The 23,455-nt window shown below is 40.3% G+C and carries 20 protein-coding genes; 13 read left to right on the top strand and 7 right to left on the bottom strand.

The window, feature by feature from the left end; translation table 11 throughout:
* Positions 1-394: 394 nt before the first annotated feature.
* Positions 395-1,777, bottom strand: coding sequence for a chromosomal replication initiator protein DnaA (gene dnaA, locus ACEW80_RS10695; RefSeq protein ID WP_373526553.1), 1,383 nt, complete (start codon positions 1,775-1,777; stop codon positions 395-397).
* A 164-nt stretch (positions 1,778-1,941) separates the two neighbouring features.
* Here dnaA and ACEW80_RS10690 point away from each other — a divergent pair, with 164 nt between their 5' ends.
* The 4 genes from ACEW80_RS10690 to ACEW80_RS10675 all read left to right on the top strand — a co-directional run bounded on the left by ACEW80_RS10690 (position 1,942) and on the right by ACEW80_RS10675 (position 4,791).
* Entirely contained in the window at positions 1,942-3,183 is a 1,242-nt protein-coding gene (locus ACEW80_RS10690; protein WP_373526552.1) for an HhoA/HhoB/HtrA family serine endopeptidase, read from the top strand.
* Positions 3,184-3,252: 69 nt separating this feature from the next.
* A complete protein-coding gene (def, locus tag ACEW80_RS10685; protein ID WP_373526551.1) occupies positions 3,253-3,786 on the top strand; it encodes a peptide deformylase in 534 nt (177 codons plus the stop codon).
* A gap of 331 nt (positions 3,787-4,117) precedes the next feature.
* Positions 4,118-4,612 carry a hypothetical protein gene (locus ACEW80_RS10680; protein WP_373526550.1) on the top strand — a complete coding sequence of 165 codons (495 nt, stop codon included), beginning with the start codon at positions 4,118-4,120 and terminating at the stop codon, positions 4,610-4,612.
* Positions 4,609-4,791 carry a hypothetical protein gene (locus tag ACEW80_RS10675; protein ID WP_373526549.1) on the top strand — a complete coding sequence of 61 codons (183 nt, stop codon included), beginning with the start codon at positions 4,609-4,611 and terminating at the stop codon, positions 4,789-4,791. The genes ACEW80_RS10680 and ACEW80_RS10675 overlap by 4 nt, the downstream gene beginning before the upstream one ends.
* Before the next feature lie 34 nt (positions 4,792-4,825).
* On the opposite strand, the gene ACEW80_RS10670 is transcribed toward ACEW80_RS10675, so the two are convergent.
* Positions 4,826-5,128 carry an acylphosphatase gene (locus tag ACEW80_RS10670; protein ID WP_373526548.1) on the bottom strand — a complete coding sequence of 101 codons (303 nt, stop codon included), beginning with the start codon at positions 5,126-5,128 and terminating at the stop codon, positions 4,826-4,828.
* Positions 5,129-5,548: 420 nt separating this feature from the next.
* On the opposite strand from ACEW80_RS10670, the gene ACEW80_RS10665 reads away from it, so the two are divergent.
* Entirely contained in the window at positions 5,549-5,923 is a 375-nt protein-coding gene (locus ACEW80_RS10665; protein ID WP_373526547.1) for a DUF1823 family protein, read from the top strand.
* Positions 5,924-6,283: 360 nt separating this feature from the next.
* Positions 6,284-7,942 carry an alpha-amylase family glycosyl hydrolase gene (locus ACEW80_RS10660; protein WP_373526546.1) on the top strand — a complete coding sequence of 553 codons (1,659 nt, stop codon included), beginning with the start codon at positions 6,284-6,286 and terminating at the stop codon, positions 7,940-7,942.
* A gap of 50 nt (positions 7,943-7,992) precedes the next feature.
* Here the strand turns inward: ACEW80_RS10660 and ACEW80_RS10655 are convergent, their stop codons facing one another.
* Positions 7,993-9,516 (bottom strand): hypothetical protein, encoded by a 1,524-nt coding sequence (locus ACEW80_RS10655; RefSeq protein ID WP_373526545.1) that lies wholly within the window; start codon positions 9,514-9,516, stop codon positions 7,993-7,995.
* A gap of 743 nt (positions 9,517-10,259) precedes the next feature.
* On the opposite strand from ACEW80_RS10655, the gene ACEW80_RS10650 reads away from it, so the two are divergent.
* Positions 10,260-11,324 carry a 3-deoxy-7-phosphoheptulonate synthase gene (locus ACEW80_RS10650; RefSeq protein WP_373526544.1) on the top strand — a complete coding sequence of 355 codons (1,065 nt, stop codon included), beginning with the start codon at positions 10,260-10,262 and terminating at the stop codon, positions 11,322-11,324.
* Positions 11,325-11,533: 209 nt separating this feature from the next.
* On the opposite strand, the gene ACEW80_RS10645 is transcribed toward ACEW80_RS10650, so the two are convergent.
* On the bottom strand, positions 11,534-12,232 hold the full coding sequence (locus tag ACEW80_RS10645) for a fasciclin domain-containing protein (protein WP_373526543.1): 699 nt from the start codon (positions 12,230-12,232) through the stop codon (positions 11,534-11,536).
* A 604-nt stretch (positions 12,233-12,836) separates the two neighbouring features.
* Between ACEW80_RS10645 and ACEW80_RS10640 the strand changes: the two genes are divergently transcribed.
* The 4 genes from ACEW80_RS10640 to ACEW80_RS10625 all read left to right on the top strand — a co-directional run bounded on the left by ACEW80_RS10640 (position 12,837) and on the right by ACEW80_RS10625 (position 18,459).
* Positions 12,837-13,631, top strand: a complete 795-nt coding sequence (locus ACEW80_RS10640; RefSeq protein ID WP_373526542.1) for a glutathione S-transferase family protein — start codon at positions 12,837-12,839, stop codon at positions 13,629-13,631.
* Positions 13,632-13,733: 102 nt separating this feature from the next.
* Complete coding sequence (locus ACEW80_RS10635) at positions 13,734-15,464, top strand: helicase HerA domain-containing protein (RefSeq protein WP_373526541.1); 1,731 nt, start codon at positions 13,734-13,736, stop codon at positions 15,462-15,464.
* Positions 15,465-16,063: 599 nt separating this feature from the next.
* Positions 16,064-17,047: an RNA polymerase sigma factor, RpoD/SigA family gene (locus ACEW80_RS10630; protein ID WP_373526540.1), complete on the top strand. Its 984-nt coding sequence runs from the start codon at positions 16,064-16,066 to the stop codon at positions 17,045-17,047.
* Positions 17,048-17,757: 710 nt separating this feature from the next.
* Positions 17,758-18,459, top strand: a complete 702-nt coding sequence (locus ACEW80_RS10625; protein WP_373526539.1) for a hypothetical protein — start codon at positions 17,758-17,760, stop codon at positions 18,457-18,459.
* Positions 18,460-18,467: 8 nt separating this feature from the next.
* Here the strand turns inward: ACEW80_RS10625 and cobO are convergent, their stop codons facing one another.
* Both cobO and ACEW80_RS10615 read right to left on the bottom strand, forming a co-directional pair.
* Positions 18,468-19,145: a cob(I)yrinic acid a,c-diamide adenosyltransferase gene (cobO, locus tag ACEW80_RS10620; RefSeq protein ID WP_373526538.1), complete on the bottom strand. Its 678-nt coding sequence runs from the start codon at positions 19,143-19,145 to the stop codon at positions 18,468-18,470.
* Positions 19,146-19,405: 260 nt separating this feature from the next.
* Positions 19,406-20,665, bottom strand: coding sequence for a plasmid pRiA4b ORF-3 family protein (locus ACEW80_RS10615; protein WP_373526537.1), 1,260 nt, complete (start codon positions 20,663-20,665; stop codon positions 19,406-19,408).
* A 195-nt stretch (positions 20,666-20,860) separates the two neighbouring features.
* On the opposite strand from ACEW80_RS10615, the gene ACEW80_RS10610 reads away from it, so the two are divergent.
* Positions 20,861-21,397 (top strand): nucleotidyltransferase family protein, encoded by a 537-nt coding sequence (locus tag ACEW80_RS10610; RefSeq protein ID WP_373526536.1) that lies wholly within the window; start codon positions 20,861-20,863, stop codon positions 21,395-21,397.
* A 251-nt stretch (positions 21,398-21,648) separates the two neighbouring features.
* Here the strand turns inward: ACEW80_RS10610 and ACEW80_RS10605 are convergent, their stop codons facing one another.
* Complete coding sequence (locus tag ACEW80_RS10605) at positions 21,649-22,788, bottom strand: NAD(P)/FAD-dependent oxidoreductase (RefSeq protein ID WP_373526535.1); 1,140 nt, start codon at positions 22,786-22,788, stop codon at positions 21,649-21,651.
* Positions 22,789-22,970: 182 nt separating this feature from the next.
* On the opposite strand from ACEW80_RS10605, the gene ACEW80_RS10600 reads away from it, so the two are divergent.
* Positions 22,971-23,438: an ImmA/IrrE family metallo-endopeptidase gene (locus ACEW80_RS10600; RefSeq protein WP_373526534.1), complete on the top strand. Its 468-nt coding sequence runs from the start codon at positions 22,971-22,973 to the stop codon at positions 23,436-23,438.
* Positions 23,439-23,455: the final 17 nt, after the last annotated feature.

Raw genomic sequence — 23,455 nt, 5'->3', positions numbered from 1 at the left:
AGTTTTTAAATTTACCTAGCGATCGCTAATGATTGTGCAAGGATTTTGAGCCTCTAGATGTTATAACTTTGCACTTGCTTGGTGGAAAAAGGCTTGAACCCCTTATCTGGACTACCTTACACTTTTATTCAGCAACCCCTAGTTAAGCAACTTTACATCTGTGGAAAACTTGTGGAAAAACTCAAATACTTTTTCACAAGGTAATTATACTTAATTAAGTTTTGCTAAAAAAACATCAAGTTTTTCCCAGTTTTTCCCCAAAAAGTAATGTTTTTTCCACAAGCTAAGTTAAATTTAATCAATTTTTATACTTTACTTAATACTTTTGACTAATTGTTTCAGATATCAAAGCTAATAATCATAATGCTGGTTGTGGAAAACTTAAGATACATCTTCAGGATGATTTTTGGGAACGGCTAGTCATATTGACGCGATCGCTCAGTTGGCGTAGTGTTTGGGATAGAGTGCGATCGCTCTCCTGAAGTTGAGTAATTTTATCGCAACTGTACATTACCGTCGTATGGTCTTTACCACCAAACTCCTCTCCAATTCTCGGAAAACTCAGGGATGTATGTTGGCGCATTAAATACATCCCTATTTGACGCGCCCAGCTAATCTCTCTTCGTCGTGAGTTACCTTTGAGGTCATCAATTGAAACATCAAAATTATTCGCCACAACGATCAAAATTGCTTCTGGGGTAGCTGCTACCTTCTCATTAGGTGGTTCTAAAACTGGTGTAATATTTTCCACCGTCATGGGTAAACCCCAAATGGAAATATAAGCCAGCGCCCGAATTAAGGCTCCTTCTAATTCTCTAATATTAGAAGTATAGTTAGAAGCAATATATTCAATCACATTGCGGGGAAGAGAAATATTTTCGTCTTCGGCTTTTTTCTGTAAAATCGCCATTCTAGTTTCTAAATTTGGCTTTTGGATATCTGCGATTAAGCCCATAGAAAACCGAGAACAAAGACGTTCTTGTAAACTAGGAATCTGGTTAGGAGGGCGATCAGAAGCAATCACAACTTGTTTACCAGCTTCATGTAAAGTATTAAAAGTATAAAAAAACTCTTCTTGGGTATACTCTTTTCCTTCAAGAAACTGAATATCATCAACTAATAAAACATCAGCCGCTCGGTAATGCTCTCGAAAACTTTGCATACAATCCTTACGAATCGCTGTAATTAAATCATTAGTAAACTGCTCAGTTGAAACATAAAATATTTTACAATCAGGAGAAATTTTCCAGCGATAATGACCAATAGCCTGCATAAGATGGGTTTTACCCAAGCCTACGCCACCACACAAAAATAAAGGATTAAATTCTTTACCTGGAGATTCCGCAACTGCCAAAGAAGCAGCGTGAGCCATCCGATTGTTAGCACCGACTACAAATCGTGAAAAGACATATTTAGAGTTCAATTCAGTAGTTTTTTGATTTTTATTAGGAACAGGTTCCGAAATACTGCTGGGGTTTAGTGATTCCCAAGAAACCTCTGGTTCACTAAAATGAGAAACTTCATCACCTTCAGCAACAGTAATGTAAATTCCCACAGGATGACCCAGAATATCTTGTACTACATGAGCAATGGTGTTGATGTAATACTTCTGTAACCAATTACGAGCAAATGGGTTAGGGGTGCATATCACCAAGCAATTATTTTCTAATCGCTCCGCACTAGCAGTTTTGATCCAAGTTTCAAAGGTGGGTCGGGATAGTTCTAGCTGGAGGCGCTCTAGTACCTGACTCCACAGACTTTCTATAGGAATTTCCATTATCCACCACCTTTGCTGCTAATTGTCACAATAGAAGAGAAAGCACCAATTTAGCATTGAGACACGCTAGACGTAGAATAAGCTTTTAAGTTGTAATCATTTTGGGACACACCCGCTAGGCAAGATCCTAACATCCACTGACTGACACGGAGAAGCAAGGACACATGAAGACGACAAAGCATAACTCAGCGCCCAAAAATATTGATACCAAAGGTTTGTCCCACAGGCTGTGGATGCTCTTATGCGGGGTAGCAGTGATGTTCCTGGGAAGCTGCTCTCTTGAACCAGCCAAAACCTTTGAGGCTCAACCAAGCGATACTCAAGTCCAAAGGACGACTGATTCTAATCCGGTAATTGCTCCCCCACCAATTATCGCGTCGTCTGGAGATCCCAATTTTGTGGTGAAAGTAGTGCAGAATGTCGGGACTGCGGTAGTTCGGATTGATTCTTCTAGAACAATCACTTCTCGCATACCAGACGAATTTAACGACCCATCGTTCCGGCGGTTTTTTGGAGACGCAGTGCCACAGCCTAGACAACGAGTAGAACGGGGTAGCGGCTCCGGATTTATCATTAATTCCTCTGGTCAAATTTTGACTAATTCCCATGTGGTAGACGGTGCTGATCGAGTGACTGTTACACTCAAAGATGGCCGGACTTTTGATGGTAAAGTGTTGGGTGAAGACCCGGTAACGGATGTAGCTGCGATTAAAATTGATGCTAATAATCTGCCAACTCTCTCTGTGGGTAACTCCGATGCCTTGCAACCAGGAGAAGCAGTAATTGCTATTGGTAATCCATTAGGTTTGAATAATACCGTTACTTCTGGGATTATTAGTGCTACAGGTCGCTCTGGTAGAGACATTGGTGCTAGTGATAAGCGGGTTGATTATATCCAAACGGACGCTGCAATTAACCCTGGTAACTCTGGTGGCCCATTGATAAATGCTCGTGGCCAGGTAATTGCGATGAACACAGCCATTATCCGAGGCGCTCAAGGTTTGGGATTTGCTATTCCGATTAATACTGTGCAAAAAATTGCTCAAGAATTAATTTCTACAGGTAAGGTGGATCATCCTTATTTGGGTGTTCAGATGCTGACACTGACACCAGAAAATAGAGAAAGAATCAAAAAGATAGCTGGCGATCGCTTAAATCTTACAGCAGATGACGGCGTTTTGTTGGTTGAGATTATCCCGCGATCGCCTGCATCTGTGGCTGGACTACGAGTCGGTGATGTGATTAAAAGCATTAATAACCAGCCTGTTACTAAACTTGAACAAGTCCAAAAGCTAGTAGAAAATAGCAAAATCGGTACTATTTTACCAATACAAGTAGAACGCAACGGAAAAATTGTCCAAGTAGGAGTCATACCTGCTCCTTTGCCAGTAAGACGTGAAGAATGATGTTAGTCATTAGTGATTAGAAAAACAACTGACATATTCCCCAATGCCCAATGCCCAATGAGTTTTATAATGCCTGAATTAGCGCCAATCATTCAATTAGGTAATCCAATACTGCGTCAAAAAGCTGCTTGGGTTGATAATATTCAAGATCAGGGCATCCAAAAATTAATTGAAGACTTAACAGCCACTGTTGCCAAGGCTAACGGCGTAGGAATTGCTGCGCCTCAAGTAGCGCAATCCTATCGTTTATTTATTGTGGCTTCTCATCCTAATCCCAGGTATCCCAACGCTCCCGAAATGGAACCTACTGCCATGATTAATCCTAGAATCATTGCTCATTCAACCGGAGTTATCAAAGATTGGGAAGGTTGTTTGAGCGTTCCAGGAATTAGGGGGTTAGTTCCTCGGTATCAAGCGATTGAAGTGGAATACACTGACTGCCAAGACAATTTGCAAAAGCAAGAATTAACCGATTTTGTCGCTCGGATCTTTCAACACGAGTATGACCACCTCGACGGTATCCTATTTGTAGATCGCCTAGAGAACACGCTTGATATGATTACTGAGCAGGAATACCAACAACGAGTAGTTAATAAGACTTAACCCGAAATAATTTTTTAGAATGATAGTTAATACCAAAGCTGTGAGCAAAGGCGGACTTGTTGCCTACCAAAAGAGCAAGAGAGCCTTTGCAGAACAGTCTCCAAGTTACTAGTAGTCTGCCAAGCTAAGTTTGCTGGGTTTGATTTGAGCGCTTCAGCGCTCAAATCAAGGACTAAAGTCCTGACTACAAACTTATTCACTCGTCAAAGTTGCTTTGGCAGACTACCAGTACAGTACGGCGTAAATAAGCCACTCATGGAGAATATTGCACACAAAAGTTGACTTTGAGAATTATTATCGGGTTTATTGATATTGTGCGATCGCAATACCATTGCAGTATGGGTTTTTGTTGATCGGCGATCGCAACTTACAACTCAACCTCTCCAACTGGAGTCCTGAAGATGTGCAAGTTGAAGAATTGAGTTTAGATGGAAACTGCATTCGAGCAGGTTTATTTTCTCTAGAATTGGTGGATGCTAATGTTTCTGAGCTAGTCTATAAGCTTTTGACACTCAATGCCGATGAAGATACAACCATTTCTAGAGCGATTATTCAGAAATTGCTCGTTCCCCAAGACTATACTGCTTTGATGCAAACTTATCGACAACGATTAGCCGACTTTCAACAAGTCGAGTCTAATTTCTTTTCAGCACTGGCGCACATTGATGAAATGGTCTATGAAATGTTTGGACTAACTGACAAGGAGAAAACCCATATTGAAACTCGCCTTACCAGTTTTCCACTTAACAAGCTACAGCCTCGCTATCCCTGGCAAACCGTTAAACCTAGATTTATTAAGGCTTACACAAGCGATCGCTTTGCATGAAAAAACCCACAGGTGGCGATCGCAGTGATTTTAAATTTTGGATGCAAGAATCTTCAATCCAAAATCCCAAATTCGGTGAAAGAAGAGATATTCTCGAAAATTGTGGGTGCGGTATTAGGAATTATGCATTATTATCGCGTTCCTTGATACTGCGCGATCGCCACAGAATGCGACTATAAGCCGAGGCACTCGGAACTCGGAATTCAGCACTCTTCATTCAACCCGCTTAACTTCAAATCTCCGCAACCCTTCCGGTTCTTCGTACTCAACCACAACATCTTTAACAACAGCAGCAGGTGGACCAGAGTGACACCAACGAACCATGTCATCTACAACCTCTCGCGCCCCTTCAAAGACTGCCTCTACTCGATTATCGGGGAGATTCCGCACCCATCCGGTTAAGCCCAACTGGCTAGCTGTATCCACAGTGGCGTAGCGATAGCCAACTCCTTGGACTCGGCCAGAAATGAATACATGAGCGCGGATAATCTTTGGCAGTGCTGTAGAATTCTGCATAGATTGGTCTATTCTTTACGATTTCCAGTCTACCTAGTTTGTGTATACACAAACTATTTTTAGCTCCAATTGGCAAAATTAATTGTGGTTTTCGTTGTTGCTGCGATCGCTCGCTATTATCTCACCTCTTGTGCTTGCCATTTTTGCAGCGATCGTTATTTTCATAATTTCCTCCTAAGCAGATAAATGTCGTTACTTAAGATACTTTTTGCTGATATAGCAATCCTAGATGAATTATGAAAATCGTTAGGCTCAAATCCCCGACTTCTCCAAGAAGTCGGGGATCTTGTTGTTCACGAATGATTTAGGATGGCTGATACATCTTTCAGCAAGTATAGATAAAAATAAAATCATCCCTTTCTTTGGCAGAATATCAGGTTAATGATAAAGTATTTTTCAACTAGGAATTTTTAATTGCTTATGTCTAATCTGCCACCACTCAATACAGAAACAATTTGGGCAATTCTCGACGAGAAACTTGATGATGCCACAGTTAATCAGTTGCTATGGCACTATTTAGGCTATCGCTATGACTCCTCAAATGCACAATGGGACATCAGCAAAGTTGCACCAGAATGGCAGAATGAGTACCCACAACCACCAGATTTTATTGACTCTCGCCCTGCAACAGTCAAGCTGACTCGTTCCATTCCTGATGAAAATAAACAAATACTAAAAGAAAAGCTGGGTTTCAAAGGTTACAAGATTGGTGAATTTGGGCCTCGACAAACTCGCAGGGCGACAGCAGCGAATTGGTTGCTAAGTTATCTACAACAAACTAACGGCAAAACATAGTAATCTTATCAGCATACATTTAGAAAATAATATCCTAATTTTACCAAATATTTGCTACATGATAATTTAATAAAAAACTATTGATTTATTTACTAACTAGATTTTTGTAATTGTTATACAATAGGTTTTTAAATTTATTAGTTTTATAAGCAAAATCTGCAATACAGTAAATCTGTATCTTTAATCAATCAACAAATTCCATTCAAAAATCAAAAAATATATTTAACTTTTATAAAATATTTAGAAGTTATTCCTGAAGATAGAAGCACTACTTATGTAATTCTTTCTCTAGAGCGATTTGCAAATTTAATTTAGCATCAGAGAATACTTCTATCAACCCTTGATATTACAAACACTTCTATGACGAAGCCAATTGAATTTAATTTATTTGCGCCTTACAATAAAGGAGTTGCATTAATTGGTTCTTTTTCTGATTGGCAAGAAATTCCAATGGAAAAAGGTGATGATGGTTATTTTCGCACAAGTGTTGAAATAGAAGACGGCGTTTATCAATACAAATTCCGTGTTCAGTCAAATTCATGGTTTTTTGAACCAGAACAATGGGTTGAAGTCACAGATCCCTATGCAACTGATATAGATGAATTGAGTGGAAAAGATAATGGTGTTATTCAAGTAAAAGATGGGGAAAGGATTACCGATGATTATGTTTGGCAACATGATGATAAACCTTTACCTGCTGACCGCGAATTAGTAATTTATGAATTGCACGTCGGGGACTTTTCTGGTGGTGAGGATGACCCTTATGCACGAGGCAAGTACAAACACGTCGTTGAAAAGTTAGATTATCTATGTGAATTGGGAATTAATGCTATTGAGTTAATGCCACTCAAAGAGTATCCCGGTGATTATAGTTGGGGTTATAATCCCCGCCACTTCTTTGCAACAGAATCTAGTTATGGTACTACAGCTGGGTTGAAAAAATTGATTGACGAGTGTCATGGCAGAGGCATCCGTGTAATTATTGACGGGATTTATAACCACTCGGAAGCATCTAGTCCGTTAACACAAATTGACCACGATTATTGGTATCATCACGCTCCCCGTGACCCTGATAATAACTGGGGGCCGGAGTTTAATTACGAACATTATGACGAAAAATTAGAGATTCATCCAGCGCGGAAATTTATTGGTGATACAATCCGTTTTTGGATACAAGAATATCATCTCGATGGTATTCGCTATGATGCGGCACGGCAAATTGCTAACTACGACTTCATGCACTGGATTGTTCAGGAAGCTAAAAACGCTGCTGGCGGAAAGCCTTTTTATAACGTTGCCGAACATATTCCTGAAACTACCAGTATTACCAATGTAGATGGGCCAATGGATGCTTGCTGGCATGACAGCTTCTATCACTGCATTTTAGAACATATCTGCGGCGATACATTTGATTTAGAGCGCCTCAAAGATGTTATTGATTGCAAACGCCAAGGCTTCTTGGGTGCTACTAATGTAATAAATTACCTCACCAACCATGACCATAACCATGTCATGGTAGAACTGGGGAACCGTGAGATTTTTAATGAAGAAGCCTTCAGACGAGCTAAATTAGGAGTAGCCATCCTAATGACTGCCGTTGGTGTACCTTTGATTTGGATGGGTGAAGAATTTGGCGAGTACAAACCTAAACAACCGGAATCATCCAAAATCGATTGGACGCTGTTAGGTAATGATTTAAATCGTAGTTTATTTGATTCCTACAAAGGTTTAACTAATCTGCGTAAAAGCAATCATGCTCTCTACACAGAAAATATTGATTTCATCCACGAAAATGTCGAGACAAAAGTACTAGCTTATACTCGTTGGAATGATGAAGGTTCTCGTGTAGTCGTGGTAGCCAATTTCTCTGAAGACTTCCTAGCTGGCTATCATGTTCCTAACTTTCCTAGCGCTGGTATATGGCACGAGTGGACAGGTAATTATGATATCGAATCTGGTGAAGACGGCATTTTAACAGACTTGGGGCCATACGAAGCTAAAGTGTTTGTATGGCAGTAATAAAAAAATACATTACTGCTGATTTGCAATTAATTCCCACTGTTACTATGTCAAAAAGTTGCCGCACCTTTAGCTACAAAAGCAGTTGCAGTTAATATCTGCTGTACATCGAAAATATCCAAACTAGCAACAGTGCCAAGTTGAGCCACATTGGCGGCTGAAACTGCATTCACACCATCAATTTTATCTTGACAAATGTTCAAGTCAGTGATTTTATCAAAGCCAGACAGCAGCGAATCACTCAAGCTGCTAAATACAAATTTATCACCGCCGCGATCGCCTGTGAGAATATCACCACCAGCACCGCCTTTAAGGATGTCACTACCTTTGCCCCCGAAGAGTTTATCATTTCCAGCTAATCCAAAAAGTTGGTCGTTCCCATTCTTGCCAATCAGCTGATCATTGCCAGCTCCACCAGTCAGTTTATCTGCACAGTTGCTACCGCATAAGGTTTTACCCTGCACAGTTCCTTCTGTGGTAGTCTGGCTGATCAGTTGACCATTAGTATCATAGAGATAAGTGGCAACTGCATCCGTTGTGCGATCGCCGTTTTTGTCAATATCTGCGGTAGTTAGCTTGCCACTGGCATTGTAGTTGTAAGTAGTAATCTCGTCAGCGATGCCATCATTATTGAGGTCAGCTACCTGTGCAGCTAGTCTGCCCTTAGCGTTGTAACTGTAAGCAGTCACTTCATCAATGATGCCATCATTATTATTGTCAATTTCCTGTGATTTCAGTTTGCCGCTAAAATCGTAGCTGTAGATGCCAACTGCATCAATTACACCATCATTGTTGAAGTCATAGCTGGCAGATGCGCGTCCATAAGTATTGGTATAGGTATTGACACTTTCTGCGATGCCGTCGCCATTGAAGTCAAAGCTATAGAATTTCAGGTTGCCGTTGGCATCATAAGTATAGGTAGAGACTTTATCAGCGATGCCGTCGCCAGTGAAGTCAGAACTATCGGATTTCAGGTTGCCGTTGGCATCATAAGTATAGGTATTGACCTCATCAGTGATGCCGTCGCCATTGTAGTCAGTGCTAGAAGATGTCTGGTTGCCGTTGGCATCATAAGTAGAGGTTATGAATCCTCCATCAGCGATGCCGTCGCCATTGGAGTCATTGCTAGAAGACGTCCGGTTACCGTTGGCATCATAAGTATAGGTAGAGACCTGATCAACGATGCCGTCGCCATTGTAGTCAGTGCTAGAAGATGTCTGGTTGCCGTTGGCATCATAAGTATAGGTTATGACTCTATCAGCGATGCCGTCGACATTGTAGTCAGAGCTATCGGATGTCTGGTTGCCGTTGGCATCATAAGTATAGGTATAGACAAAATTAACGATGCCGTCGACATCGTTGTCATTGCTAGAAGATGTCCGGTTGCCGTTGGCATCATAAGTATAGGTATAGATAGAATCAGCGATGCCGTCGCCATTGAAGTCAAGGCTAGAAGATGTCAGGTTATAACCGTAGTTAATAACTGAGTCTATTGTCCCATCACTGTTGTTGTCTATGTTCTCAGATATCACATTGCCAGCGACATCGTAAGTGTAAGTTGTGGTTGAAGTCATAAATTTGTGTTCCTTAATAAATCTAACTTGGGCTTTAGAGAATGTTTGAATACTCGAATCATCGTTTTAGGTAAGTAGGGAGTGGCGCGAAAGCAAAAATATCGGGTTTTAAGCTTCCTTCCAATTCATTTTGTAATTTGATTATGATCCAAATCGAAATGATTGAGACTTTCCAAACATTCTCTTAGACAAGACTGGCAGAGTTTACTGGGAGCATCCCAATTTTGCAAGAATTTGTCATTTCGTTGGCGTCAGCCTTCTCGTAGGGTACGAAGCGACAACGTAGAGAAGCAATCGGGTTTGCTCTACTAGGTTGCGATCGCAATAAGAATTCATAACCTGGGTTTGATATAACTTACACATTTGGGATGCTCCCAAACTTGCTTAACCTTTTCTTAAAGAGAAGCCTCTGATAAATATCTCAAGGAATCAAAACTTTTTGATTAACTATTGAATAAATTTTGGTTATATTTGGATATAAATAATTAATTACAAATGAACATAGCACATAAATGCGCGCTCCTACTTAAGCGAAAGAGGTTTATTGTAAAACTACCCAACGACCGAAGTCGCGGCTATAAAAACTAAATCCAGGCTGACTAAATACTGAAACCCTGATGACATCGAGCTTTTATCAGGCTAGCTACTCCACATTTATAGAGGGCATATTGAACTTTTGCGTAAAAATGTGTATAGTAATCACCACATATAAAGATAGTGGCACAAATTAACAGAGCATTCCCATGCACAACCAATTATTTAATACTAATATTGACGGCGATCGCATTTTGTTAACTCCCAAGGAAGTCAAATCAAAATTACCTTTAACAGAATCGGCAGAACAAACAGTTTTAAAATATAGGCAGGAAATAGAACATATCCTGGATTTTCAGGATAGCAGAAAATTTATAGTGGTTGGGCCATGCTCAATCCACGATCCTAAAGCAGCGATCGAATATTCTCAAAGGTTAAAAGCATTGGCTGAACAAGTCAAGGATAACCTGCTACTAATTATGCGAGTGTACTTTGAGAAACCAAGAACAACGGTAGGTTGGAAAGGATTAATTAATGATCCAGATATGGATGATTCTTTCCATGTAGAAAAGGGTTTATTAATTGCACGCGACCTACTATTGAAAATTACAGAGTTGGGATTACCTACTGGCACAGAAGCATTAGATCCAATCATACCTCAATACATTAGTGAACTGATTACATGGTCTGCCATTGGGGCACGCACAACCGAATCACAAACTCATCGTGAAATGGCAAGTGGACTTTCGATGCCTGTGGGTTTTAAAAACGGTACTGATGGCAATATTCAAGTAGCTTTGAATGCCCTACAATCAGCTATAAACCCGCATAATTTTTTGGGAATTAATCAAAACGGACAGGTTAGCGTATTTCAAACTAAAGGGAATGCTTACGGTCATGTAATTTTAAGGGGTGGTACTCAAACAAACTTTGATGCAGCAAATGTCCAACTGGCTGAAGATAAATTAAAAGAGGCAAATTTACCACCAAGAATTGTTATCGACTGTAGCCACGGCAATACAAATAAAGACTATAGATTACAACCTATAGTCTTAGAAAATATTATTCAACAAATATTAAATGGCAACACATCAATAGTTGGCATGATGCTGGAATCAAATTTGTATGAAGGTAGTCAACCAATTACTGGTAAACAAGAAGAATTAAAATATGGTGTTTCTGTAACTGACAAATGTATTAACTGGGAAGAAACTGAAAAAATTATTTTGGCTGCTCATGAAAAACTTAAGCAAAAATCAAGAAGTTTCAGTTAAATCTAATAAGCGTAATCTTATGTAATATTTTACACCTTTTTAATGATTGCGAGAGACGACTATGACGATGTGAGAGCATCTAGTTTTGGAAGAAACTCAAAACCGGGAGTCTCTAGAATTTGAATTTTATAGAAAGTCTGAGCGGAGGTTTACTCCGTTCAGAACTTTCCAAAACAAATGTTGAATCCCGCGAAGAGATGTTACTTCTGTTACAAGTCAGGAGGCAAAATCACTTGATCAATTGCGTGGATTACACCATTGCTGCCTGTGATATCTGCTTGAGTTACTTTAGCATCATTGACAGTCACACCTGTACCAGGGTCAACCTTAACGTTGATTGTGCCGCCTTCAAGGCTTTTAACTTCGCCAGACTTCAAATCAGTGGACAATACCTTACCAGGTACTACATGGTAAGTTAAAATTTTGATCAATACTTCTTTGTTGCTTGGTTTTAACAATTCTTGCAAGGCATCTTGTGGCAACTTAGCAAAAGCTGCATCAGTGGGTGCAAAAATAGTTAAGTTATCTTTGCCTTGTAAAGCTCCGGTCAATCCTGCTGCTTTTAATGCCTTGGTTAAGGTTGTAAAAGAAGCGTTTGACTCCGCCAACGCTAACAAGTTTTTGCCTTGATTGTCAGTTGCTTCTGGTGCTGGTGTCGTGGGTTGCTCGTCAGGGGTAGTAGCTGGGGTGCCGGGTGCAGCTTCACTAGGTGTAGTACTACCACCACGATTATAAGGAGGCTCGTTGAAAATACTTGGTCTAGGATTTAGCGTTCCACCACTTTTCTGTGCCACTTCTTGGCGTAGTGCCTGTTTCGCTTCAGATGGTAAAGTAATAAAGAAGCTGAAACTAGTTAATCCCGCTATGCCTGCCAACGTGGTCAAGAATTTGGTGTAATTCGTCTTCATAAATTTTGTTTGTCTTTTTTGTCCACACATTACATAGAGATTTATAACATTTTGCTAGGCATAAAATCCAACCTGAGAGGGAAGTAAAATTTTTCCCTAGAAGAGTTTGTGCTGGGTAGGTTAAATATCTAACCTTAGCTCACTTTGATAACTATTAAGTATATTTAGCACATATTTTATGTAAATTGGGTAAATTTTCTTCGTAGCACCAAAAGGAATTAAAAAGCTCGCTTGGTGTAATCTAAACTATAAAGAAGTTTTAAAATATAATATTTAAAAGTTAGAAGTTAAAATAAGCTCTGAGAAAAAGCCTGCCAAGACTGGACTACGGACGCTCGTTCTTTGCTACTACTGTGCGATAGCGATCGCTAACAACACATTGGCTTCCCCTACGTGTATTTCAAAAATAAAATAGGAATTCTATATTTAATTATTTAATAATCAGAAAATAATATTTTTAAATAGACGGCTTTGCCAAAAATCAGGCTTAAATTCAACTTAATGTGAATTATATAGATAACTAAGCAACTAAATTAATAAAAATTACTTTAACTAAAGATACAATTGTAAAGTTAAGAAGTTGACCAGTTACAAGGTATACAATATGCTGGAATTATACCAATGGGAACTATCTCAATACTCAGAGAAAGTGCGCCTAATTCTAGATTTTAAAGGACTAGATTACCGCAAGATAGAGGTTACGCCAGGAATGGGACAGGTAGAACTGTTCCGGCTGACTGGTCAAAGACAAGTTCCAGTATTGAAAGATCGTAATAAATATATTGCGGATTCTACGGAAATTGCTAAGTATTTAGACTTAGAATACCCCGATCGCCTAATAATACCGCAAGATCCTAAAAAACGTGGTTTAACTTTATTGATAGAAGAATGGGCGGATGAGTCTATAGGCGTCAAAGGTCGGAAAGCGCTATTTGCTGCAATAAGTCAAGATCAAAATTTCCGCAAGTCTTTATTACCCACCTCGACACCAGATATATTTAAAAGTCTGGTTGAAGGAGTACCTAGTGACTTCATGACACTGTTGGGTTTTGGAGTAGGTTATAGTCCAGATGTGATCCAGTCGGCGATCGCATCCTTAAAACAAGACTTAGAAGCGTTAACATTGTTACTGGCAGATAGTCCTTATTTAACAGGAGATGAGCCGACTTTAGCAGATTTGGCAGTAGCAGGTTTGTCGATATTGCTGAAGTTTCCCTCTGGACCCTATCTGGATTTACCAGCTTCTCTTAGAGGTAAAGGATTGCCAATCTTTGCAGAGAATATAAATTATGAACCATTCTTCACCTGGCGCGATCGCCTTTACACTCAATTCCGCAAACCAGTAATTAGTACAACTTCACCAATGGGTAGTGCACCAACTTCGATTCAAATTGATTAAGTAATTGGCATGGGGCACTACTCTTGACAAATTCGCAACTTTTGCCCTATCCAATTAAAATTCAACATCAGACATAGCACCAACAATCATGTAATTAATCAGATGAATTTGGGACAGCCATTAGGTTCGGTTATTCAAGGTTCTCTGACTGAAGGGTTAGAAGTACGATTGCATCCTGACATTTCTGTAGAAGATATGCGGGTAGGCAAGTTTCTTGTTGTACAAGGGATGCGATCGCGTTTTTTTTGTATGCTGACAGATGTGGCATTGGGAGCTGCTAATGCGCGAATTATTGCTAATCCTCCCAGTTGGGAAGACACTTTTTTACGAGATGTTTTAGCCGGAAGTGGTACTTATGGTACGATCAACCTCGCGCCGATGTTGATGTTTACTCCCGAATCGGAAGAATCTTTCTCCCCAACAAATGGTAAATCGGCAAATCCCTTCCTCCCATCAATGACGGGTTTGGCTTCATTTGTGCCACAAACCAGTACTACAATGGAATTGTTGCCTGTTAAAACTATTCCCAGCCACTTTAGTCAAGTTTACGATGCAAGTGTTGACGATTTTCGCCGGGTATTCGGTTGGGAAGATGACCCCCAAAGGCGCAATTTTTCCATCGGAAAACCTTTAGATATGGATGTGCCGGTTTGCATTGATTTAAACCGCTTTGTGGAACGAAGTAATGGGATCTTTGGGAAATCTGGTACTGGTAAATCCTTTCTAACACGACTAATTTTAGCTGGTGTCATCCGTAAAAATGCGGCAGTAAACTTGATTTTTGATATGCACTCTGAGTATGGTTGGGAAGCTGTTGCCGAAGGTAAAAATGTAAGTACTGTTAAAGGCTTAAAGCAACTATTTCCTAGTAAAGTCGAAGTTTACACCCTTGACCCCGAATCGACAAAGCGCCGGGGTGTACGTGATGCTCAAGAACTTTATCTGAGCTACGAGCAAATTGAAGTTGAAGATATTAAGTTATGTAGCCGAGAGTTAGGACTATCTGATGCAGCTTTGGATAACGCCAATATTCTATATAGCGAGTTTGGCAAAGCCTGGATTGTCCAGTTGTTGAATATGACTAATGAAGAAATCGAGATGTTCTGCGACGAGAAGCGTGGACACAAAGGCTCGATTATGGCATTGCAGCGCAAACTCTTGCGGATGGATAGCTTGAAGTATATGCGAGCGGTTTGCCCCCAGAATTATATTAGTAAAATTGTCCAGTGCCTAGAAGCTGGGAAGAATGTTGTGATAGAATTTGGTTCCCAGTCGAATATGCTCTCTTATATGCTGGTAACGAATATGATTACCCGGCGTATTCACGAGCATTATGTCAAAAAAGCAGATAAATTCTTGCAAAGCAAAAATCCTAGCGATCGCCCGACGCCATTAATGATTACCATTGAAGAGGCGCACCGTTTTCTTGACCCAGCAGTGGTACAAAGTACGATCTTTGGGACTATTGCCCGTGAACTGCGAAAGTATTTTGTCACACTTTTGGTAGTTGATCAACGTCCATCAGGCATAGATAATGAAATTATGTCCCAAATTGGGACTCGCATTACCGCTTTGCTCAATGATGAAAAAGATATTGACGCGATTTTTACAGGTGTATCTGGTGGCGGCGGATTGCGATCGGTGTTGGCAAAGTTAGACTCTAAACAACAAGCTTTAATATTGGGTCACGCCGTTCCGATGCCAGTAGTAGTGCGTACCCGTCCTTACGACGCAACTTTTTACGAAGAAATTGGTGAGCCAGCCTGGGAAGAAAAACCTGACGCAGAAGTATTCGCCGCCGCTGAACTAGCCAAAGCTGACCTTGGATTCTAAATAGTTTGTTTGTCATTGGTCATTTGTCATTTGTCCTTGGTTAAATGATGAGTCCTAACCAATGCCCAATGCCCAATGCCCAATGCCCAATGCCCAATGCCCCATAACTAATTCGTGACATCCCTCCATCGTCACAGCAAATTAAGTTCGGTTATCCGGCTAGTTTTTAGCAACAGAGGAGGGGTTTTTGGCGTCACTATAGATATAGTCAGTAATTTCAAGGAACTTTAAAATTTTTCTCGTAAATGGACAATTCTGAATTATAATTACAAGCTTTATCTTAAGATACTTTACTATCTGCTTGATTTATCGTATTATAAAGATAAGAGAACTCATACCGACTTCGGATTTCCCAGTTAATACCAGTAACTACTCAAGAAAAGAATTCTTAAAAACAACCCAACGTGTTTATAAGAGATTAAAAAATTTAGGGAAGGTAAGGAACCTATCCCAAGGGTTTACCGTCCTGACAACGGCTGTATCAATTGATTAATTGCTTTTGGTAAATTCCGATATTTTGTGATAGATGTACTACCTTTTTCAATCAACTTTAGTAAGAAAACATATATTGTGTTTACGGAGTAGAGGACAAAGCACGAATGCCTACTGTCAACACCCAAACGGAAAATCTCAATACCAAATTCACGGTTGATATGGTGCGAACCTATCTGCGGGAAATTGGTCGTGTACCACTGCTAACCCGTGAACAAGAAATTGTCTTTGGGAAGCAGGTGCAACAAATGATGACGCTCATCGACGCCAAAGAGGTTTTGGCGAAGAAACTGCAACGCGAGCCGAATATGTCAGAGTGGGCTGACCAGGTTAAACAATCGGAAACCGAGATCCAACAAACGGTAGCGCAAGGTAAACGAGCAAAGCAAAAAATGATCGAAGCGAATTTGCGCTTGGTAGTTGCTATTGCGAAAAAGTATCAAAAGCGGAATATGGAATTTCTGGATTTGATCCAGGAAGGAACACTAGGATTAGAGCGGGGTGTGGAGAAATTTGACCCAATGAGGGGTTATAAGTTCTCAACCTATGCTTACTGGTGGATTCGCCAAGCGATTACCCGCGCGATCGCCCAGCAAGGCCGCACTATCCGCTTACCGATCCACATTACCGAGAAACTGAACAAAATCAAGAAAGTGCAGCGAGAGTTGGCTCAAACCTTGGGTCGATCGCCTACCCCGGCGGAAATTGCCAAAGAACTGGAGATAGAACCCGCTCAGATCCGCGAGTACTTAAATATGGCGCGTCAACCAGTATCTTTGGATGTGAAAGTTGGCGAAAACCAGGATACTGAGTTGCAAGAAATGCTCGAAGATGACGGACCATCACCAGAGTATTACACCAACCAGGAATTCTTACGCCAAGACTTGAACAACTTGCTAGCAGAACTAACCCCGCAGCAGCGAGAAGTTTTAGCTTTACGCTTTGGTTTAGAGGATGGTAACGAATTGTCATTGGCGAAAGTGGGTGAGAGATTGAGTCTCAGCCGTGAGCGCGTCCGTCAGTTAGAGCATCAGGCTTTGGCTCATTTACGTCGCCGTCGTGCCAATGTCAAAGAATACGTTGCTAGCTAAAACGACAGACGTAGCATTCCTACGTCTCTATACTATCTTAGTAATGCGCCTCCGGAATCCAGGGGGCGGTTTTTTTATGCTCACAAGCAGTAAAAATATCTGGATTTGACGCTATAGTAGGGGCGCACAGCTATAATTCTACGGAGACGCATCTGAGAAAAAAGTGCTAGTAGTTTTTATCTCAATACGGTTCAGTTAAGGAGAATCGTAGGTTGGGTTGAGGCTTTGCGAAACCCAACAAACCTGGCTAAATGTTGGGTTTCGTTCCTCAACCCAACCTACGCAGCTTAAGGTTTTTTGCGCTAACTGAACCGTATTGGTTTTTATCGTTTAAAAATCTAAAAGGCTACCAAAAAAATGTTAATTGAGAGTATTTAATTTGTCATTCATCTCCCCAATGAGATGAATCCACAGGATAAAGCATAAATACTCTAACTGATATAGGACTCATATTTGATTTCTGAACAGGATTTCAGATGAAACCCTGGTAAAACGAGCTTTTCAGTCTCAGTATAGTTTCAAAAATCAAACCGGAGTCCTATAGTAATTTAAGATTGTCTAACTAAATTAAATAAAAACTTTAGTTTCTGACAGTTTTCTTTTTCAGACAATAGAAATTAAGTCCTTAACAAAGTCTTTTACAATTAAGACTTGGTTAGAGTCTAAATAAGTTCATAGAACTTAGTTCATTTTTTTACAGGAGAAGTAGGGTGCTTAACAACCTTCATCAGTTATTATCTCCTCGCCAGTGGAGAATTTCCCTCGCGGGCTTAGGCTTACTTCTCGGTTTGGGCTTTATAGCCAAGCAAACTCAAGTAGTATCGGTTACAGATTCTCCATTATCATCGGCTCAAATTCAGAAAACTTCCGAAACCTCTCTTTTGTCGCAGCTCAGAAAAATTCGAGAGCAGAGAAGTCAACTGAAAGCGGCTTCTGAGGATAGAGAGATTTTTATGGATAAGAGCGGAAAAACACTACCCATAATCACATCGCTGGTTCCAAGTTCTCAGGGAGCTACAAAAGGCGCAGGAGTTTTACCAAGAAAGAGTTTTCCTACCAAAGATGGGATTTATCTCTATGGTCAATCCCCAAAAGCAAACCAGATAGGTCAAGCTTATATCATATTTGAGAAGCAGCAGAGCAAGGCGACTGGTGCTTTGTATATGCCCCAATCGGAGTTTAATTGTTTTCAAGGTACACTCGACCAGTCAGGAGAGTTGGCGATGACGGTTAACGGTTCATCAAATCAAGCTAGCTCTAATCAGTCGAATCAAGTAGCTACAAGCAGTAGACTGCCTAATTTCAGTGAAGATCAGTCAAGCAATTATGCTTACTCGGTGGCTCTGCAAGACTTTCATCGGTTAAATTCTATCACTGCTAGCGATCGCCGCCTATTGCAAATGTGTAAGTAATCTTCAACTCAATACTCAATTCCTGGTTGCGCCTTAACGCCTTGATCGCGGAATGGGTGCTTAACCAGGGTCATTTCGGTTACTAAGTCAGCACGCTCAATTAAAGCAGCTGGTGCGCCTCTACCTGTGAGAATAACGTGTTTGTTAGCAGGTTTTTCTGCCAAACCTGCTAAAACCTCATCTACTTGTAAGTAAGCCATTTTGAGAGCAATATTAATTTCATCTAACAGCACCAGATGAAAATCTGGGTTGCGGATGTATTCTAATGATTTTTCCCAAGCGGCGCTAGCTTTGTCAAGATCGCGATCGCGGTCTTGAGTTTCCCAGGTAAAGCCTTCGCCCATTGCGTGAAATTCTATCTGGTCTTCCCAATAACTGAAAACCCTTTTTTCGGAAGGTTCCCAGCTACCTTTGATGAATTGGACGATCGCTACTTTATACCCGTGACCAAGCGATCGTAACACCATCCCCAAAGCCGCTGTAGTTTTACCTTTACCGTTGCCAGTGTTTACAATAATTAACCCTTTTTCTGGTACAGCTTGTGCTATCCGTTGATCCTGCACTTCTTTGCGTCGCTGCATCTTTTTGCGGTACTGTTCATCAGTCAGAGATGAAGACATTACCTCATCAATCAAGCGTCCAATCTCTTGGTCTGGGTTTAATTCTTTTGGTGTATCGTTTTTCATCAACCTTGTGTGCAAATAACTGTTGAAATTTTCGAGAATGAACCGAAATTTTGTTGATTATCCGATTTTACTTAAATCACATAATTGGATATACCCAGTAATATTTCACAGAAAAATATTGAGCCTGTGTTAGTTTTGCAAAACTATATGATATACAAATTGAAGTTATAAATTGAGTTCAATGTTGCTATTTTTAATAATTTCATAGGTTCGTTAAAACACCTTACTCATAAAAGTCTCCATGTCTCCCTACATTTACCTCATTCTTCATCTTCATCATCTTCACTCCAATACTGTTGAGGTGCATTTCCGTAAACTTCTAAAATTTTTGGTTTTTTGATTTTGTTATCAGGTGGATTAATTGCTTCTAACTGCACATCAAATTTCCAGTTATCACCAAAATCATAAATATAGGTTATTTTAGCACCGGGTTCTAAAGACAAATCACCAATCTGTACTTGATCTGCAAATGGCGGTGTTTCCATGTAGGGATGACCGATTTTGATTATGCGACCAAAACGGTCTTTATAACTAAACTCGTACAGGTGGTCATAGTCAAAGTCAAAAGCATCGAGAATTGTCTCTGCTAGCCAGCTTAATGGTTTTTTCGCTGGTGTGGCAATGCGTCGCCAAGCTTTAGAAATGGACACTTTAAAAATATAAATACCATCGGTGAATCCTGGCTTTCTCACAAGTAAATTATGCTCCCATTCTGGAAAAAATGCTTGAAAATGTGACTGCAATTTTCCAAAAGTCACATTTACATCATCCTGTAATTCTCCTCGTATTCCTAGCGGAAATACTAATTGCAACAGAGCATCACCAAAGGGCAAGCGTTGTAAACTGGTAATGCGCCACCCCTTGCCTTCTTGTGGTTTTCCTTGTTTGATAGATAACAATCCAAATAACTCTATTAGGGCAACGTTATGTAGACCAGGGTAATAACTAATATCTTGTTGGTCTTCATATTTAGGGAATTTTAAACCTTTATCTGGGACGCGAGTCCAAAGTTGAATGCATCTAAATAAATTCCCGAATGAGTCTTGATGCTCACCCAAAATTTCGTTATTTCCCCAAATCAACCAAGCTTCTAATAAGTTGAAATAGCGTTCTGTTGGGTTGAGATTTGACCATGATTCTAAGATAGCTGCGTCTAACACTAAAATTTGCTTCTTACCTTGGGATCTAATTTGGGCTATCCCAGAACTGCGTAATAACAGATATAGTCCATTAATGTAGGGGTATGATTTCTGTACGGGGCGTTTGAGTTTTGTTTCAATTGGTTGACTTAACCGAAAATTAACTTCTGATAGAACTTTCAACGGTAGAAGGTTATTAATACTACTAACTTCCACTCCATTTGGTTGTAAGAAATCTATCAGGGTTTGAAAGTCATGCAGAATCGTACCAGGTTGATTTTGAGCGATGCTGAGTTCTTGGAGAAGTTGTTGTTGTGAGTCGGTTAGGGGAGGTAGTTCAGGATTGAGTGTGCGTTCTAGTCGCGCAAATATATCTTCCATAAATAAAAATTCTAAATTCTAAATTCACAATTTAACCTTCCGTAAAACCCTGTTCTCTTTATACTATAACTTCAGCAGTTACCCTAAAAAATATCGACTCGTCAAGGGTAACAGTAGGACTAGCAACACCGTAAACTTGATGAAATGTGAATGATAATATTTTCAACTTTTACTTGACAATCCCAGGAATTTGATATGAATAATAATACTCGTCTACAGAGAATTTTAGCTGATACACCTATTGATACAGTATTACCTGCGATCGCTCAACTAAATCTACCTAACTGGTGGTTAGCCGGGGGTGCAGTCAGAAACACCGTTTGGCATTCAATTTTTGGCAATGACTGTGGGTTAGGTATTAAAGATTTCGATATTGCATTCTTTGATATAGAGGGGAATCGTTCCCAAGAACTAGCAGCAAAGGTGACTCTCACAGAACAATTTCCTCATGACCAGTTTGATGTAAAAAATCAAGCCAGTTTTGCTCGTTGGCGTCTTGGTCGCAGACCCTACACTAGTACAGAGGATGGCATCACAGATTGGCTGCATACTGCTACTGCTGTGGGAGTTCGACTAGATGCTCAAGGCCAATGGCAATTTTTCACACCCTACGGATTGGATGACCTGTTTGATGGCATTATTCGACCTACGCCGGCACATACTCATAACCTAGATGCCCATAACAAAGCATCTGGATTTTTACATAAGTGTCCTTATCTGCGGTTGGCATAAAAGATATAGTTTGGCATTCAATAATTTAGTGAAAAAAATATCCTAATTTATTAGAGGCGATGTCTGCGACAGCTTTTGTATCCCGTTGGCAACAAGCATCTAAAACTCTTTATTTAGGCAGATAATGTCTGGTATTGCAAGAAGGCAGGAGGCAAGAAAGCTTGTAAGATAAGCTTTTGCGTTATTGGCGATTGCATAGCTATTTTTGTCATACTGCATTAGCAATATTTGGGTTTTTCATTGCGGGGCTTTTAAATTAGCATTTTTGTAATAATTTCATCTTTCTTACCAGATGCAAACTTAGCAAAGCGCTGTGCTAAGGGTGGTACAATCACCAAAGGATTGCTAAAGCCAGAGAAAACATGAACGCCCCGAAATTCTGGGATAGCACCAATTAAGGGAAATTTGTTGCTACCAAATGCCACCAAACAATGATACCAATTCCCTCGTAAATTCTCCAAAGCTGGCAAAATTTCACCGACACTTTTTCGCAACCATTTTTCGCTTATCTCTGAGTTTACCTTGGCATGAGGATCTGCGATCGCCCGGCTAATTTGACCCAAACGCAAGCTACCATCTTGAAACTGAATCGCACCCGCATCTAAAATCGGCGGGACTAATTCATTACCTAGTTCATCCCACGATTTATCAACTTGAGTTGATTGGGCTTCTAATTGAAACCGTTGCAGATTCGCTGGCATAACTAAGGTGCGTAACCTAACATCAACAGATGGGGTTTCAATTATTTCTGCATGAGTAAAATACAACTTGATGGAAATACCAGCTGATTTTAGTAGCTGTCGGCTGAGTCCACCTGCACAAATGACAACGTTAGCACTATAAAAAGTTGCAGTATTTGTTTTGACGCCATCTTGCAGTATTTGCAAAACTTGGGTAATTTGGATTTCACCCCCAGCCCGCTCAAAAGCTTGGACATAAGCTAATCTTGTTTTTTCTGGGTGAATATGACCGTGTTTAACAGTTAAAGCGCCAGATATCGCCTCTCGATTTAGCAGTGGTTCCAACTCACAAGCTTCTTGGACACTGAGTAAACAAGGTGGAATAGCAAAATGATTATATGATGCAGCAGTTGCTTCTAGGTGATCATGGACGGAAATAGTAAGTAATAAATCTAATTCCCGAAACTGGATATCAGCGTCTAACTCTTGAGATAATATGTGGTAACGAGCGATCGCATCTTCGCACAATTGACGAGTTAGTGGTGTAGTACCCGACCAATAAGCAAGCCCACCATAACTATAGCGAGTTGCATTTTGTGGTGTTTGATATTGTTCCAACAAAAGTACAGAAAAGCCTGCTTTTGCTAGTTCATAGGCAAGTGTAGCACCCGTAATTCCACCGCCAACAACAATCCAGTCGTAGATTTTCATATTAATACTACCAGTAGCGGCACCGTTTGCAATGACATAAATATTTTTGTGTACTTACTTAGTGTTCGCGCAGCGTCTCTTGTCTGCGACACGCTGTTCACTATCGAGCGATCGCGCTATTTCCTGAAACAAGCCCATTTTCTGCCGTTCGGGACTACCAGAAATAACGAAGCTTACTTCGAGTGCGATCGTTTGAACCTTTACCCGCAGACATTGTAGCAACCAAGTTAGGGGCAACACTTTTTACACCCGATCAGGTTCCCAATTTAGAGCCAGAGCAAATAGTGGTGTTACTTGCTAGCGATGAGTGGTCAGGAGCGATTATAAGCGATCGCCCGCTCTGGATTGTATACAACCCCCATCATGCAGCTACACGGTATGAATCAAATTTGATGCATGAAATAGCTCATGTGTTGCTAGCTCATAAACCTGTTGGCTTTGATCCTGTAACCGGACGACCAAAACGTAAACAAAACAACGAAGATGAAACAACTTATCTAGGAGGATGTTTTCAAATTCCCAAACGTGGTTTATTATGGGCGACACAACAAAAGATGCTGTTACCTCAGATTGCAGTACATTTTGGTGCTAGTGAAGCAATGGTGCAGTTTCGTAGCAATGTGACTAATGTGCCTGTCAAATGCTTATAAAGTTTCAAGACAGCTAA

The organism is Nostoc sp., assembly GCF_041747015.1.
Lineage (GTDB): Bacteria > Cyanobacteriota > Cyanobacteriia > Cyanobacteriales > Nostocaceae > Nostoc.
Note: the sequence above shows the minus strand (reverse complement) of the source record. Positions and strands in the feature narration are given on the sequence as shown.